This is a genomic window from Kitasatospora saccharophila (genome assembly GCF_039529925.1).
Lineage (GTDB): Bacteria > Actinomycetota > Actinomycetes > Streptomycetales > Streptomycetaceae > Kitasatospora > Kitasatospora saccharophila.
Map to the genome: position 1 here is coordinate 14978 of NZ_BAAANS010000008.1, position 13602 is coordinate 28579.

General features: G+C 73.0%; 14 protein-coding genes. 11 read left to right on the forward strand and 3 right to left on the reverse strand.

Annotation, left to right across the window (positions count from 1 at the left end):
* Positions 1-59 precede the first annotated feature (59 nt).
* The 3 genes from ABD345_RS07875 to ABD345_RS07885 are packed head-to-tail and all read left to right on the forward strand — an operon-like array spanning position 60 to position 1951.
* Positions 60-266, forward strand: a complete 207-nt coding sequence (locus tag ABD345_RS07875; RefSeq protein ID WP_344551164.1) for an MbtH family protein — start codon at positions 60-62, stop codon at positions 264-266.
* A 4-nt stretch (positions 267-270) separates the two neighbouring features.
* The gene (locus tag ABD345_RS07880) at positions 271-1218 is read left to right on the forward strand and encodes an ATP-binding cassette domain-containing protein (RefSeq protein ID WP_344551165.1); all 948 of its coding nucleotides are present in this window, start codon (positions 271-273) and stop codon (positions 1216-1218) included.
* Between the two features lie 4 nt (positions 1219-1222).
* Entirely contained in the window at positions 1223-1951 is a 729-nt protein-coding gene (locus ABD345_RS07885) for a 4'-phosphopantetheinyl transferase family protein (protein ID WP_344551166.1), read from the forward strand.
* A 63-nt stretch (positions 1952-2014) separates the two neighbouring features.
* On the opposite strand, the gene ABD345_RS07890 is transcribed toward ABD345_RS07885, so the two are convergent.
* Together ABD345_RS07890 and ABD345_RS07895 are read right to left on the reverse strand one after the other, a co-directional pair.
* Positions 2015-2848, reverse strand: coding sequence for an AfsR/SARP family transcriptional regulator (locus ABD345_RS07890; protein ID WP_344551167.1), 834 nt, complete (start codon positions 2846-2848; stop codon positions 2015-2017).
* A 584-nt stretch (positions 2849-3432) separates the two neighbouring features.
* Positions 3433-4476 (reverse strand): hypothetical protein, encoded by a 1044-nt coding sequence (locus tag ABD345_RS07895; RefSeq protein WP_344551168.1) that lies wholly within the window; start codon positions 4474-4476, stop codon positions 3433-3435.
* Positions 4477-4931: 455 nt separating this feature from the next.
* On the opposite strand from ABD345_RS07895, the gene ABD345_RS07900 reads away from it, so the two are divergent.
* The 7 genes from ABD345_RS07900 to ABD345_RS07930 all read left to right on the forward strand — a co-directional run bounded on the left by ABD345_RS07900 (position 4932) and on the right by ABD345_RS07930 (position 11638).
* Positions 4932-5861 carry a 3-oxoacyl-[acyl-carrier-protein] synthase III C-terminal domain-containing protein gene (locus tag ABD345_RS07900; RefSeq protein ID WP_344551169.1) on the forward strand — a complete coding sequence of 310 codons (930 nt, stop codon included), beginning with the start codon at positions 4932-4934 and terminating at the stop codon, positions 5859-5861.
* Positions 5862-5863: 2 nt separating this feature from the next.
* Positions 5864-7270 (forward strand): preATP grasp domain-containing protein, encoded by a 1407-nt coding sequence (locus ABD345_RS07905; protein WP_344551170.1) that lies wholly within the window; start codon positions 5864-5866, stop codon positions 7268-7270.
* A gap of 93 nt (positions 7271-7363) precedes the next feature.
* Entirely contained in the window at positions 7364-8632 is a 1269-nt protein-coding gene (gene lysA / locus ABD345_RS07910; RefSeq protein WP_344551171.1) for a diaminopimelate decarboxylase, read from the forward strand.
* A gap of 99 nt (positions 8633-8731) precedes the next feature.
* A complete protein-coding gene (locus ABD345_RS07915; protein ID WP_344551172.1) occupies positions 8732-9004 on the forward strand; it encodes a phosphopantetheine-binding protein in 273 nt (90 codons plus the stop codon).
* 2 nt (positions 9005-9006) lie between these two features.
* Entirely contained in the window at positions 9007-9879 is an 873-nt protein-coding gene (locus ABD345_RS07920; RefSeq protein WP_344551173.1) for a hypothetical protein, read from the forward strand.
* Positions 9849-10490 carry a hypothetical protein gene (locus tag ABD345_RS07925; protein WP_344551174.1) on the forward strand — a complete coding sequence of 214 codons (642 nt, stop codon included), beginning with the start codon at positions 9849-9851 and terminating at the stop codon, positions 10488-10490. The genes ABD345_RS07920 and ABD345_RS07925 overlap by 31 nt, the downstream gene beginning before the upstream one ends.
* Positions 10487-11638, forward strand: coding sequence for an acyl-CoA dehydrogenase family protein (locus ABD345_RS07930; RefSeq protein ID WP_344551175.1), 1152 nt, complete (start codon positions 10487-10489; stop codon positions 11636-11638). Before ABD345_RS07925 ends, ABD345_RS07930 begins: the two co-directional genes overlap by 4 nt.
* Before the next feature lie 51 nt (positions 11639-11689).
* Here the strand turns inward: ABD345_RS07930 and ABD345_RS07935 are convergent, their stop codons facing one another.
* Positions 11690-12337, reverse strand: a complete 648-nt coding sequence (locus tag ABD345_RS07935; RefSeq protein ID WP_344551176.1) for a response regulator transcription factor — start codon at positions 12335-12337, stop codon at positions 11690-11692.
* Positions 12338-12601: 264 nt separating this feature from the next.
* Between ABD345_RS07935 and sbnA the strand changes: the two genes are divergently transcribed.
* On the forward strand, positions 12602-13582 hold the full coding sequence (gene sbnA / locus ABD345_RS07940; protein ID WP_344551327.1) for a 2,3-diaminopropionate biosynthesis protein SbnA: 981 nt from the start codon (positions 12602-12604) through the stop codon (positions 13580-13582).
* Positions 13583-13602 lie beyond the last annotated feature (20 nt).

Consider the following 13602-nt stretch of genomic DNA (forward strand, 5'->3'; position numbering starts at 1 on the left):
GGTATGGAGCATAGTTGTCAGCGGATTTGACTCTGGAAGACGGACAGGACGGAACCTCGATGAGCAACCCCTTCGACGATCCCGACGGCACGTTCCACGTACTGGTGAACGGCGAGAACCAGCACAGCCTGTGGCCCGCCTTCGCCGAGGTTCCGGCGGGCTGGCGCGCGGCGCTCAGCTCGGTGCCCCGGGAGGAGGCGGTGCGCTTCGTCGAGGAGAACTGGACCGACCTGAGGCCGCTCAGCCTGATCGAGCGCGGGGCCTGAACCGGTGGCGGCCCAGGCGGCGATAGAGGCGGAGGGCCTCCGCAAGAACTACCGGGACCAGGAGGTCCTCAAGGGGATCGACCTGCACGTCCCGGCCGGCACGGTGCTCGGCCTGCTCGGCCCCAACGGGGCGGGCAAGACCACGACGGTCCGCATCCTCAGCACCCTGCTCGGACTGGACGGCGGCCGGGCCGCGGTGGCCGGCTTCGACGTCGCGGCGCAGCCGCGCGAGGTGCGCCGCAGGATCGGCCTCTCCGGCCAGTACGCCGCCGTGGACGAGGAGTTGACGGGACGGGAGAACCTCGTCCTGCTCGGCCGGCTGCTGCACCTCGGCCGGACGAGGGCCCGGGCCAGGGCGGACGAGCTGCTGGAGCGGTTCGACCTCGCGGACACCGGGAACAAGCCGCTGCGGGCCTACTCGGGCGGCATGCGGCGCCGGCTGGACCTGGCGAGCACCCTGGTCGGCGGCCCCGAGGTGATCTTCCTGGACGAGCCGACCACCGGGCTCGACCCGTCCAGCCGGCTGGTCCTGTGGTCCGTCGTGCGGGACCTGGTGGCCAACGGCGTGACGGTCCTGCTGACCACCCAGTACCTGGAGGAGGCCGACGAACTGGCCGACCGGATCGTGGTGATCGACCAGGGCGTGGTGGCCGCCGAGGGCACCGCCGACGAGCTCAAGCGCAAGGTCGGCCAGGAGCGGCTGGAGGTCACCGTGGTCGACCCGGCCGACCTGCCGGCGGCGCTGTCCGCGCTGAACCCGCTGATGGTCGGCGAGCTGACCCGGGACGACCGCAAGGGCGTGCTGGCCGTGCAGTTGAGCGACGGACTGGCCGGGGTCTCGGCCGCGGCCGCGGCGCTGCACCGGGCCGGGATCCAGGTCAGCGGCCTCGCCCAGCGCCGCCCCTCGCTGGACGACGTCTTCCTGGAACTCACCGGCCGCCGGGCCGCGTAGCGCGATGGCCCAGCCGAACGCGGTCAGTTGCCGGGTGCTCTGGTCGCCGGTGGTCGACCGGGCCCGGGTGCGCGCCCTGATGTCCGAGGACGAGCGGGCCCGGTACGGGCGGCTGGCCGAGCCCGAGGACCGGGCCCGGTTCGCCACCGCCCGGGCGCTGGTCCGCAGCGCGCTGGGCCGGGCGACCGGGGTCTCGCCCGGGGCGGTGGTGTTCAGCCGCCGGTGCGGGCACTGCGGCGGCCCGCACGGCAAGCCGCGGGTGCCCGGTGCCGCGGCGCGGTTCTCGCTGTCGCACTCCGGCGGACGGGTGGTGCTGGCCGTGACCGAGCACGCCGAGCCGGGGGTGGACGTGGAGCGGGTCACCGCCCGCGAGGTGGACCGGCTCGCGCCCCGGGTGCTCTCCGCGCGGGAGTTGGAGGACTTCCGCCGGATCCGCCCGGAGGACCGGACGGCGGCCTACCACGTCTACTGGACCAGGAAGGAGGCCGTCCTCAAGGCGGTCGGCCGCGGACTCTCCGTCCCGCTGCGCGGCCTCACCCTCGCCGCGCCCGCGCGGCCCGCGGCCCTGCTGTCCTGGGACGGGGCGCCCGGGGACGGCGGGACGGGGCCGCCGGCCGTGGCGATGGCCGACCTGGACCCCGGCCCCGGGTACGCGGCGGCGCTCGCCGTCGAGGCCGCGGGGCGGATCGAACTGGCCGAGTGGACGCTCGACGACCCGCTGGACGTGCCGTGACCGCTCCGGCCGCCGGAGCGGTCGGAGCGGTCACGTCGAACGGAGGGGGGAGGAATCAGCCGGTCACCGCGCGTCGGCCCAGACCAGGCCGGCGTCGATCGACGGATCCTGGGCCAGGATGGCCTGTTGGAGGCCGCGCATCTTCTTCCGGGGCTCCAGCCCCAGCTCGGTGTTCAACCAGGAGCGGACCCGCTGGAACGTCGCCAGCGCTTCGCCCTGGCGGCCGGCCCGGTAGAGCGCGAGCATCAGTAACTCGGATATCCGCTCGCGCTCCGGGTGCTCGCAGGCGAGTTGTTCGAGCTCGTTGGCCGTGTTGCCCCCGGCGCCCACGCTCATGCGGGCCTCGTAGAGGTCCTCCAGGGCGTCCAGCCGGCGGCTGTTGAGCCGGTTGACCTGGCTGTCGCAGCGCAGCCCGCCCGAGACGTCGAGCAGGGCCGGCCCGCGCCAGAGCCGCAGGGCCTCCTCCAACTGCTGCGCCGCCTCGTAGGGTTGGTCGCGCAGCAGGGCGGCGCCGCGGGCGGCCAGGGTGTCGAATCTTCGTGCGTCGACGGCCTCCGGCGGCAGGTCGAGCAGGTACCCGTTGGCGGAGGTGGGCACCAGCAGGTTGCCCGGCACGCCGGTGGCCAGCTCCAGCGAGGTGCGCAACCGGCGCATGTTCGCCTGCAGGGCGTTCTTGGGATTCTTGGAAGCCTGGTCGGAGAAGAGTTCCTCGATCAGGACGTCCATCGAGACGACTTCGCCCACGCTGAAACTCAGTACCGCGAGCAGGGTCCGCACCCGGTTCGCGCCGATGCTGTCGTAGCGGTCGTCGACCGATACCCGCAGCGACCCGAGGATTTCGACGGAAACCCGGTTCTTCGCATCGAGCTGACTTTCTACCTGGTGGTAATATTTCATTTATGCGACCCGATTCCGAGGCTCTGACCGCATGAGGGAGATTCTGCGCAGGTGTCGCCCGGCTTGCCTCCGCTGGGCGGTGCCGATCCCTACAGGCAGTCAATGGGGTGGTATGGAATGGTGCAGCCTCTGGTCCTCCGGCGCGCTTCCCGTCGTGCGCGGCCTGTGCGCAGGAGGGGCCCCAAGGCCGACGGGCGGGCCATCGGCCCGCCCGTCGCGTGCTTTCGTGGCGCGCGGAGCTACGACAGGGGACAGCACTGCCTCGGCGATGGGGCCGGGCGGTCGGAGCGCCCGGGTGGAGAAAAGGTCGAACAGATGATCATTGATTGCCCCCGTGCTTTCGCCGAACGTCCGACCCGCCGCTAGGGGCGGACGCAAGCTGAATGTTTCCTGGTACTGCCTGGTGCTTCCTGGGTGAGCAGGTCCGGGCTGCCCGCGGTCGAAGATGCGGCCCGGATCAACTTAACACGGTCAAACGAATACTTTACCGAATCCGTCGTCCCAAAAATCCCGACATCCCGCCCGGCGGCGTTGTCTCGACAGTGCGTCGGTAAAACGCGGGGAAGCCGGGCGCCCGCGGGCCGTCAGAGCAGGTCGAGCCGCTGCCCGACGCCGAGTTCGACGGCCGTGCGCCGGACGGCGTCGATCATGCCGACGTCCAGGATGGACATGCCGAACGGGTTGCTGACCACGTAGCCGGTGCTGGGCCGGACGGCGGGCACCAGCCCGAGCAGCACCTGCCCCAGGGTGCCGTCGACGGTCCGCCCGGGGCCGGTGGCCGGCGCGGCCGCGGTGCCCGGCCGGGTCACCCGGCCCTCCTGCAGGAGGCGGCCGAGGATCCGGCGCGGGTTCTCCTCGATCAGGTCGAGGTCGTCCCCGAATACGGCCTCGGCGCCCAGGAAGACCTCCTCCGTCAGGTCGCCCAGCGAGACGTGCGCGAGGAAGCTGCCCGGACGGATCCAGGAGGCCGGCACGTACGGGTCGTCGCTGGTGGTCAGGGTGACCGTGACCGGGGAGGCGGAGACCGCCTCGGCCGCCGAGGCGGCCACCGCGACGGTCAGCTGCGGGTGCTGCCCGGCGGCCCAGGCGACCAGCTGCGCGGACCGTTCGGCGGACAGGTCGAACACCGTCACCCGGCGGACCTCGGGGAAGTTGCGGACCAGCAGGTCCAGGTGGGCCCGGGCCAGCGCGCCGGTGCCGATCAGGGTGAGGCCGTCCCACTGCTCGGGGCCGAGCTCGCGCAGGCTGACCATGGTGTAGGCGGCGGTCCGGATCGCGCTCAAGTACCCTGCCTCGGCGATCAGTTCGGGCCGGGCGGTCTCCGGGTTGAAGGCGAAGCTCAGGCCGCCGGCCCGCTCGATGCCGCGGGACGGGTTGTCGACGGCCGCGTTGATCAGCTTCATGCCGTAGACCGAGGAGGTCTCGCGGTGCAGGGCGCCCAGCATCGCGATGGCCCGGCTGTAGGCGCCGTTGCCGTTGCGCCACGGCAGGTAGCCCTCGGTCGGGATCTCGGTCCGTCCGGCGGCCTGGTCGCGCAGGACCTCCGCCACGACCTCGACCGGGTCGAACTTCTCCAGGCACGCGAGCACGGCCGGCCGGTTGAGGAAGAGCAGGCTCTCTTGGGACATGGCGTTCCTCGGTTCGAAGTGGGTGTGGGTGCTTCCTGCGCGGCGTCCGGGCGCGGCCGGGCGGGCGCGGCCGGGCGGGTGCGGTCGGAGCGGGAGCGCGAGCGCGCCGGAGGCGGCCCCGGCCCGGCCCGGCCGACGAGCCATCGCAGCTTAGCTGATCATCTTCCTTGTGAAACAGGTGAGTTGATGACAGATCAGCTGAATCGGTCGGTACGGCGGGCGAACGGGAGAGTGGTCATCCTTGATCGCCGCGTGGTCAGTATTCGGTCAGTCGTTTGTCAATTCGGCCCACTAGCTTGATCTCCGTCGCCCTGGGCGTACGGCTCGGGGAACAGCTGTGCACGGGCACGGCACCCGGCCGGCGGCCGCGGAGGTGACCGGCGGTACCCGCGACGGTGCCCGCCCCGGAGCACCGTGCCGAACCGTCGACTGCGGCTGAGAGGAGCCGGCTAGCCGTGACCTCACTGATCGAGGTATCCACCCACTGGCCCACCCAGGTGTCCATCACGGACCGTCAGCGGGCACTGGGCCTGACAGACACCGAACTGCGGCGCTACGGAAGGGGCTTCGGCCTCTCCGAGATCTGCTGGGACGAGGCCGAGACCGAGACCGAGAGCCTGCTGGCCGCGGTCGGGAAGCTCACCGCGCTGCGCGGCCGGGAGGACAAGGTCCGCTACCTGATCCGGCCGCGGACCCAGCGCTTCCCCTCGCCCTACCCGCTCAGCGCGCTGCACGAGGTGCGCCGGGAGAGCGGACTGCGGCACGCGAAGACCTTCGCCCTGACCGAACAGGCCTGCGCCTCGGGCCTGGTGGCCGTCGACGTGGCCGGCATGCTGCTGGCGGAGGACCCCGACCCGGAGGCGCTGGCCCTGGTGCTGGTCGGCGAGAAGGCGTACACCCAGGTGGCCCAGGTGCTGCCCGGCATGGGCATCACCGGCGAGGGCACGGCGGCCGTACTGGTCTCCGCCGCGGACACCCGCGACCGGGTGCTCGGCTTCGCCACCCGGACCGTCTCCTCCGGCGACCCCGGCCTGGTGATGACCGAGGAGGCGTTCGCCAACTTCCGCGCCTTCTACCCCGACACGCTGATGGCCGTGATCGACGAGGCGCTGGCCGCGGCCGGCCTGGGCATCGGCGACATCTCCCTGGTGCTCCCGCACAACGTCAACCGGATCGCCTGGGTGCGCTTCAGCGACCGCCTCGGCGTCGAGGTCGACCAGATCTTCCTGGACAACATCCCGCAGACCGGCCACTGCTTCGGCGCGGACCCCTTCATCAACTACGTCAGCGCCCAGGCCCTCGGCCGGCTCAGCCCCGGCGACCGGTACCTGATGGTCTCGGTCGGCCTCGGCGCGAGCTTCGCCGCGATGGTCGTGGAGCACTGAACGTGAACGCGACGGGAGAACAGGGCATGACCGGACCGGGGTTCAACCGGCGGCTGAAGACCGCGGTGGCCGGGGACGACCGCGCCGCACTGGTGTTCCTGGGCAACTTCGAGGTCGAGGAGCAGTGGGCGCGCGGCGAGATCGGGCTGCCCCGGCTCTCCTCGGCCGGCAGCACCGCGGTGGTCAACCGGATGGACGAGTTCGCGCTGCTGCTCGGCGGCGCCGACGACCACGTGGTGCTGAAGACCGCCCCCGACCGGGAGTACCTCCACTACCTGGGCGAACTGGGCCTGCGGCTCCCCACCGTCCACGTGGTGGCCGACCAGCTGCCGGGCAACACGGTCACCCAGGACGCGCTGGCCGACCCCGGGCTGCTGGCCGTCCTGGAACGGCTCGGCGAGCAGGGCGCGCTGCTGCTCCCGCACGGGGTGTCCGAGCTGGAGGAGGACCTGGCGGCCAAGGCGGGCATCGGGATCGCCGGACCGTCCGCGGCCCTGTGCAAGACGGTCAACAGCAAGGTCTACAGCCGGCGGATCGCCGACGAGCTGGGCCTGCGCCAGCCGCGCGGCTGGGCCTGCGGGACCCCGGCCGAGCTCGACGAGGCGGTCGCCGGCGCCACCGCCCTCCTGGACGAGGGCGCCGTGCTGCTGTTCAAGGAGGCCCTCGGGGTCTCCGGCAAGGGCATCTCGGTGATCGAGAGCGCCCGGCGGCTGGAGCGCACCCGGCAGATCGTGGCCAAGGCCGCGCGGGCCGCCGGCACCGACCGGATCGCCTTCGTGATCGAGGAGCGGGTGGCCAAGGTCGCCGACCTCAACTACCAGTTCACCATCGCCCGCGACGGCTCGGTCCACCTGGACTTCGTCAAGGAGGCCATCACCGCCAACGGCGTCCACCTGGGCCACCGGTTCCCGCCCGCCCTCGACGCCGGACAGCTCGCCGAACTCGGCCGCGCCGCCGAGCTGCTGGGCTCCCGGCTCGCCGCCGACGGCTTCCACGGCGTGGTCGGCGTGGACGCGATGACCGACCCGGACGGCGGCCTCTACCCGGTCATCGAGATCAACGCGCGCAACAACATGTCGACCTACCAGGTCCGGCTCCAGGAGCAGCTGCTCGGACCCGGCCGCACCGCGCTGGCCCGGCACTACCCGCTGGCGCTCGCCGAGCCGCTGCCGTTCGGCGCGGTCCGCGAACTGCTGGACGGGCTGCTGCTCCGGGGCCCCGGCGGGACCGGCCTGGTGGTCAACAACTTCGCCACCGTCAACGCCGGCGCCGCCGCGGGCACGCCGTTCAACGGCCGGCTCTACGGCCTGGTCATGGGCGACTCCCCGGCGGAGGTCGCCGCGCTGGACGCCGCGATCACCGAGCGGCTCGGCCGCATCGAGCCGTCCGCCACCCCCACCCGGCCCTAGGGCCGCTCCGCCGGACCCCGCCGGCGCCCGGCGACGCGCGCCGGGCCGGCGGGATCCGGCGGGCAGGACCCGGCCGAAGTCGAAAGGAGCACCATGAGCGCGGAATTCCAGATCCAGGGCCTGGGCGTCACCGCCCTCGCCGAGGAGTTCGGCACGCCCCTGTACCTGTACGACGGCGACGCGCTGCAGCGCCGGATCACCGACCTGCGCGAGCTGCTGCACCCGCGGCTCGAAGTGTTCTTCTCGATGAAGTCCAACCCCAACATCGCGATCTGCGCGCTGCTGCACCGCCACGGCGCCCGGGCCGAGGTCTCCTCGGTCGCCGAACTGCTGACCGCCCGCCGGGCCGGCGTGCCGCCGCAGGACATCGTCTTCCTCGGCCCCGGCAAGAGCCGCGCCGAGCTGACCGAGTGCCTGACCCAGGGCATCTACGCGATCATCTGCGAGTCGCTGCCCGAGCTGGAGCTGATCGAGGAGCTGGCCGGCGGGCTCGGCCTGGTCGCCCCGGTGGCCCTGCGGGTCAACCCCAGCTTCGCGGTCAAGGGCTCCGGCCTGACCATGGGCGGCAAGCCGCGCCAGTTCGGCATCGACGAGGCCCAGCTGATGGAGGGCGTCCCGCTCGGCAAGCAGTTCGAGCACGTGCGGCTGATGGGCGTCCAGGTCTACATGGGCACCCGGATCCTGAACGAGGACGCGGTGGTGCAGAACACCGCCCGGATCCTGGAACTGGCCCAGCGGATCGCCGCGCACCACGAGTTCGCCCTCGACATGGTCGACATCGGCGGCGGCCTCGGCGTCTCCTACTTCGAGGGCGAGCGGGACCTCGACCTGGCGCTGCTGGCCGAGGGGGTCAACCCGGTGCTGGCGGAGTTCGCCGAGGCGCACCCGCAGACCCGGATGATCATGGAGCTCGGGCGCTACCTGACCGCGGAGAGCGGCACCTACGTGGTCCGGGTCCGCTACACGAAGACCTCGATGGGCGAGAACTTCGCGGTCGCGGACGGCGGGACCAACCACCACATGGCGGCCGTCGGCATCGGCTCCTTCGTCAAGCGCAACTTCCCGATCCGGCTGCTCAACCGCTACGACGCGCCGGCCGACGAGGTCTGGAACATCACCGGCCCGCTCTGCACGCCCAACGACACGCTGGGCAAGAAGGTCCAACTGCCGAACCTGCGCGCCGGCGACCTGCTCGGGGTCGAGCGCTCCGGGGCCTACGGACCGAGCGCCTCCCCGGTGCTCTTCCTCAGCCACGGCTACCCCGCCGAGGTCCTCGTCCAGGACGGGCGGGCCCACCTGGTGCGCGAGGCCGACAGCACCGAGGACCTGCTGCGCAAGCAGCGCCTGGTCGACGAGGGCTGACGGCAGGCCACCGCGGCACGCCACCGACCGCACCGCACCACCGATCGCAGCACGCCACCACGCCAACACGCCACCACGCCACGAAAGGGCGCGATCCCCATGAGCGACACCATCGAGACCACCGACCGCACCAGGGTGGTCGCCGCCATCACCGAGGCGCTCGGCGCCGTGCTCCAGCGCGACCTGGGCGACCTGGCACCCGAGACCGAGCTCTTCGACACCCTGGGCCTGGACTCCACCGGCGTGCTCGACCTGCTGCTGCGCCTGGAGGAGCTGCTGGACGGGGAGTTCGACACCGACGAGCTGGAGATGAGCCACTTCGCCACCGTCCAGTCGCTCGCCGACTTCATCACCGCCGAACTGGACGCCTGAGGATGTCGATCTCAGCACCGGAGCGGGCCGGTGCCGCCGGGCGGGGCCCGGCCCGGTACCCGGGCCTCGCGGTGACCGCGGCGGCGCACCGGTTCTTCCCGACCGGCACCACCCCGATCGACAACCCCGTCGAACGGAGCTTCTTCCCCGACCACACCGGCCACGCCGGCCTCGACCTGGACCTGGCGGCGCTCGACGCCGCCACCGGCAACCGGTTCGAGGACATGGGCGCCGAACTGCTCGACCTGCTCGGCGCCCAGCCCGAGACCGACCTGATGGTCCTGGCCTACGCCACCCCGGACCTGCTGCCCACCACCCTGACCGCGCCCACCCTCGCCGAGCGGCTCCCCGGCCGCCCGCTGCTGCTCGCGGTCACCGACCAGGGCCGCTCCGCCCCGTTCAGCGCCCTCGCGCTGGCCCAGAGCTACGCCCACCGGCACGGCTACCGGCGCTCCCTGGTGCTGGCCTTCGACCAGGCGGTGCTGCCCTACCGGCTCCCGGCCGACGGGCCGCTGCGCCTGGCCGGCGACAGCGCGGCCGTCCTGGTCCTGGAGGCCGTCGACGCCGACCGGCCGGACGGCTACCAGGTGCGCCAGGTCTGCGGGTTGGAACCGCAGCAGGTCGGGCGGGCGCTGCGCGACCTGGTCGCCGAACTGGACCCGCGGGGCACCGCGCGGCTGCTGGCCGGACCCGGTCTCGAAACGGACCCCGGCCGGGCCGTCGCCCGGCGGGCGGAGGCCGGCTACCCGTGCACCGCGCTGCTGGGCCTGCTCGCCGAGGGGCTGCCGGACGGGGGGCCGGTCCTGCTGGCCGAGTACGACCCCGTCCTGGGCGACCTGTCGGTGTGCCGCGTCGACCCCGCCCCGGCCCGGTGACCGCGACGGCGCAGGCCCCCGCGCCGGCGGCCGAGCTCCAGCGGGTGGCCCGGACGGAGGGGCTCGTCCCCGCGCTCGGCCTGCTGCTGGAGGCGCACGGCGCCGCCCTGCCGCTCGGGCCGACCGGCCACGCGCTGCTGCCCGAGCGGGACGCGGCCCCGGACCCGGTGCGCCGCTACCCGCTGCCCGGCGGCGCGGTCGTGCTGGTCCACGACCCGCGGGCGGTCCGCGACGGGGCGCGGGCCGTCGACCAGGCGGCGCTCCTGCGGCTGCGGCTCGGCCTGCTCCAGGGCCTGCGCGACGACTGCGTCGCGCACCTGGCCGAGCGGGCCAGCGGCGAGAGCACCGTCCTGCTGCAGCAGCTCGTCAAGGGCCAGCTGGCCGAGGCGCTCGGGCACCAGCTGGAGCTCGCGGCGCTGCTCGACGCCACCGCGCCGCGGGAGCTGACCGGTCCGGTCCTGCGGGACCTGCACAGCCAGGTCACCGCGGTCGGCCGGGTCCTGCTGCGGCTGCTGGGCGCCCACGGCTTCCTGGCCGACGGCCCCGGCGCCACCGCGCACGTCTCGGAACTGCTGGCCGACGTCTACCTGCACGCGGAGGAAGCCCGGTGACCGAGCTGGACAGCCGCCTGGCCGCGCTGCGCGACCAGGCCCGCGAGTGGGGAGCCGGGTTCGCGGCGGTCGCCCTCGAACTGGACCGGGACCCCGACCGGATCGCGGACCACCTCGACCTGCCCGGGGTCCGCTTCATGAGCACCTTCGGCGTCCCCGCCGAGTTCGGCCGGCCGCCGCTGCGGATCGGACCGCACCGGTTCGAGGGCACGTCCGCGCTGGAACGCGCGGTGGTGCTGGAGGAACTGGCCCGCGGCGACATCGGCACCACGCTGGCCGCGCCCGGCCCCTCGATGTCCGGCGTCCTGGTCGAACAGCTCGGCGACCCGGCCCAGCGGGAGTGGTTCTACGGGCGGGTGCTCGCGGAACCCACCTGGACCTGCTTCGCCCTGACCGAGCCCGGCCACGGCTCCGACGCCTCGGCGCTGGACACCGTGCTGCGCCCGGCCGCCGACGGCGGGTTCGAACTGACCGGGGCCAAGCGGTACGTGGGCAACGCCTCGCGGGCCCGGATCGCCGCGGTCTTCGCCCGCACCCGGCCGGGACCGCTCGGCGTCACGGCGGTCCTGGTGGACACCGACGACCCGGGCTACCGGGCCGAACCGCTCGACTCGCTCGGCGTCCGCGGCGCCCGGATCAGCGCCGTCACGCTGGACCGGGTGCGGGTCGCCCCGGAGCGGGTGCTGGGCCGGCACCTGTCGCCGACCCGGCGCGGCATCTGGGCCTCCATCCAGGTGTTCAACCGGCTGCGGCCCACGGTGGCCGCCCTCGCGCTGGGCATCGCCGGCGCGGCGCACGACCTGCTGCTGGAGCACCGGGCCGCGGCCCGGGGCACCGACCGGGAGCGGATCGAGCGGATCGGCCGGCGGATCGGCGCCACCCGCGCCCTCGTCCACCGGGCCGCGGCCGCCGTGGACGCCACCGGCGACGGGTACCTCGCCTCGGCGGCGAAGGCCCGGGCCTGCCGGCTGGCCGAGGAGGTGACGCTGGAGGCGTGCGAGCTGCTCGCGCCCGCCGCCCGGGTCACCCACCCGCTGCTCGACAAGCTGGTCCGCGACGCGCGCGGGGTGGAGTTCATGGAGGGCACCCGCAACGTCCAGCACCTCAACCTGTTCCAGGGCCTGCTGTCGGGCCGGGTGGACGGGTGAGCGGGTCCCGCGGGCGGCGGCGGCCGCCCGGCTCCGGGAGCCGACGGGGCGTCAGGCCCGGTTGAGGTAGGCGAGCACGGCCATCACCCGCCGGTTGTCGTCCTTGGACGGCGGCAGGTCGAGCTTGGCGAGCAGGCTGTTGATGTGCTTGGCGACGGCCTTCTCGGTGATCACCAGGACCGCGGCGATGGCGGCGTTGGACCGGCCCTCGGCCATGTAGCCGAGCACCTCGCGCTCGCGCTCGCTGAGCCGGGCGATCTGCTGGTCCTGCGAACTGTGGTTGAGCATCCGGGAGACGACGTCCGGGTCCATCACGGTGCCGCCGGCGGCGACCTGGTGCAGGGCCGAGATGAACTGACCGCTGTTGAAGACCCGGTCCTTGAGCAGGTAGCCGACCCCGCCGTCGCCGTCGGCCAGCAACTCCTGCGCGTAGAGCTGGTCGACGTACTGGGAGAGGATCAGCGAGGGCTGCCCGGGACGCAGGCGGCGGGCCTCCAGCACGGCGCGCAGCCCCTCGTCGGTGTGGGTGGGCGGCATCCGGATGTCGACCAGTGCGACGTCGGGCTCGTGCTCGGCCAGCGCCGCGGTCAGTTCGGGGCCGGAGCCGACCGCGGCGACGATGTCGAAACCGTTCAGTTCGAGCAGTCGGGACAGGCCCTCGCGGAGCAGGAACTGGTCTTCCGCGAGTACCAGGCGCATGATCCGACCCCCGTGTCTTCCCGTCAGTCCCGGCCCGTCGGGCCGGTGACCCTCCGGCCCACAAGCTAGCAACGCCCCCAGGGCCAAGCAAGGCAAGCCAATCGGTCAGCGCCTGGTCAACTGCCCGTCAGCGCCGTTTGAAATGATCCTTCGGGTCAGGCGCCGCAAGGGATTCCAGGACGCGTGACCGACGAAGGCATCCACCGCTGTATCCGAGCCGGCCCGGAATCACCCCGCCGGCCATATCGACGTGGACGGTGTCCCATTCAAGTCATCTCCGCTCCGTATGAATTCAATGCCGACGATGTCTTCGTCAATCTCGAAACCGTCATCGGACAACGCCTGATGCTCAAGTGCGAGGGCTTCAATTTCGCCGGTTCCATCAAACTCAAGGCCGCGCACGCGATGGTGAGCGCCGCCGAGCGGTCCGGCCAGCTGCGCCCGGGGTCGACCCTGGTGGAGAGCTCCTCGGGGAACCTGGGCGTGGCACTGAGCCTGGTCGCCGCCAGCCGCGGCTACCGGTTCATCTGCGTCACCGACTCCCGCTGCACCCTCGGCGCGCGCCAGTTGATGGAGGTGTTCGGCAGCGAGGTGCACGTCATCACCAAGCCGGACCCGGTCGACGGGCTGCTGGGGGCGCGGATCAAGTACGTGCGCGACCTGTGCGCGGACAACGAGGGCTTCCTCTGGCTCAACCAGTACGCCAACCCGAACAACTGGCAGGCGCACTACCAGCTGACCGGCCCCGAGATCCTCAAGGCGTTCCCCGACCTGGGGACGCTGTTCGTGGGGGCGGGCACCACCGGCACGCTGATGGGCTGCGCCCGCTACCTGCGCGAACAGAAGCCGTCGGTGCGGATCGTGGCGGTCGACGCGGTCGGCTCGGTCACCTTCGGCGGCCCGCCCGAACCGCGGCACATCCCGGGCCTCGGCACCGGCGTGCGCCCGGCGCTGTTCGACGAGTCCGTGGTGGACGACGTGGTGATGGTGGCGGAGCCCGACACCATCCGGGCCTGCCGCCGGCTGGCCCGGCACGGCTTCCTGTTCGGCGGCTCCACCGGGACGGTGGTGAGCGGGGCCGCGGCCTTCCTGGCCGAACACCCGCTGGCGGACGGCGAGTCGGCCGTCGCCATCGCGCCCGACCTGGGGGACCGCTACCTGGACACCGTCTACCAGGACGCGTGGGTGACGGACCTGTACGGCCCCGACGTGCTCCAGGACACGGTCCGGGCCGAGGCCCGCTGACACCGCGGTCCAGGCCGTCC

Excerpts from the sequence above, each read along its gene's own strand:
- ABD345_RS07920 (WP_344551173.1), top strand. The coding sequence starts at position 9,007 with ATGTCGATCTCAGCACCGGAGCGGGCCGGTGCCGCCGGGCGGGGCCCG.
- ABD345_RS07885 (WP_344551166.1), top strand. The coding sequence starts at position 1,223 with ATGGCCCAGCCGAACGCGGTCAGTTGCCGGGTGCTCTGGTCGCCGGTG.
- ABD345_RS07875 (WP_344551164.1), top strand. The coding sequence starts at position 60 with ATGAGCAACCCCTTCGACGATCCCGACGGCACGTTCCACGTACTGGTG.
- ABD345_RS07915 (WP_344551172.1), top strand. The coding sequence starts at position 8,732 with ATGAGCGACACCATCGAGACCACCGACCGCACCAGGGTGGTCGCCGCC.
- ABD345_RS07935 (WP_344551176.1), bottom strand. The coding sequence starts at position 12,337 with ATGCGCCTGGTACTCGCGGAAGACCAGTTCCTGCTCCGCGAGGGCCTG.
- lysA (WP_344551171.1), top strand. The coding sequence starts at position 7,364 with ATGAGCGCGGAATTCCAGATCCAGGGCCTGGGCGTCACCGCCCTCGCC.
- ABD345_RS07890 (WP_344551167.1), bottom strand. The coding sequence starts at position 2,848 with ATGAAATATTACCACCAGGTAGAAAGTCAGCTCGATGCGAAGAACCGG.
- ABD345_RS07895 (WP_344551168.1), bottom strand. The coding sequence starts at position 4,476 with ATGTCCCAAGAGAGCCTGCTCTTCCTCAACCGGCCGGCCGTGCTCGCG.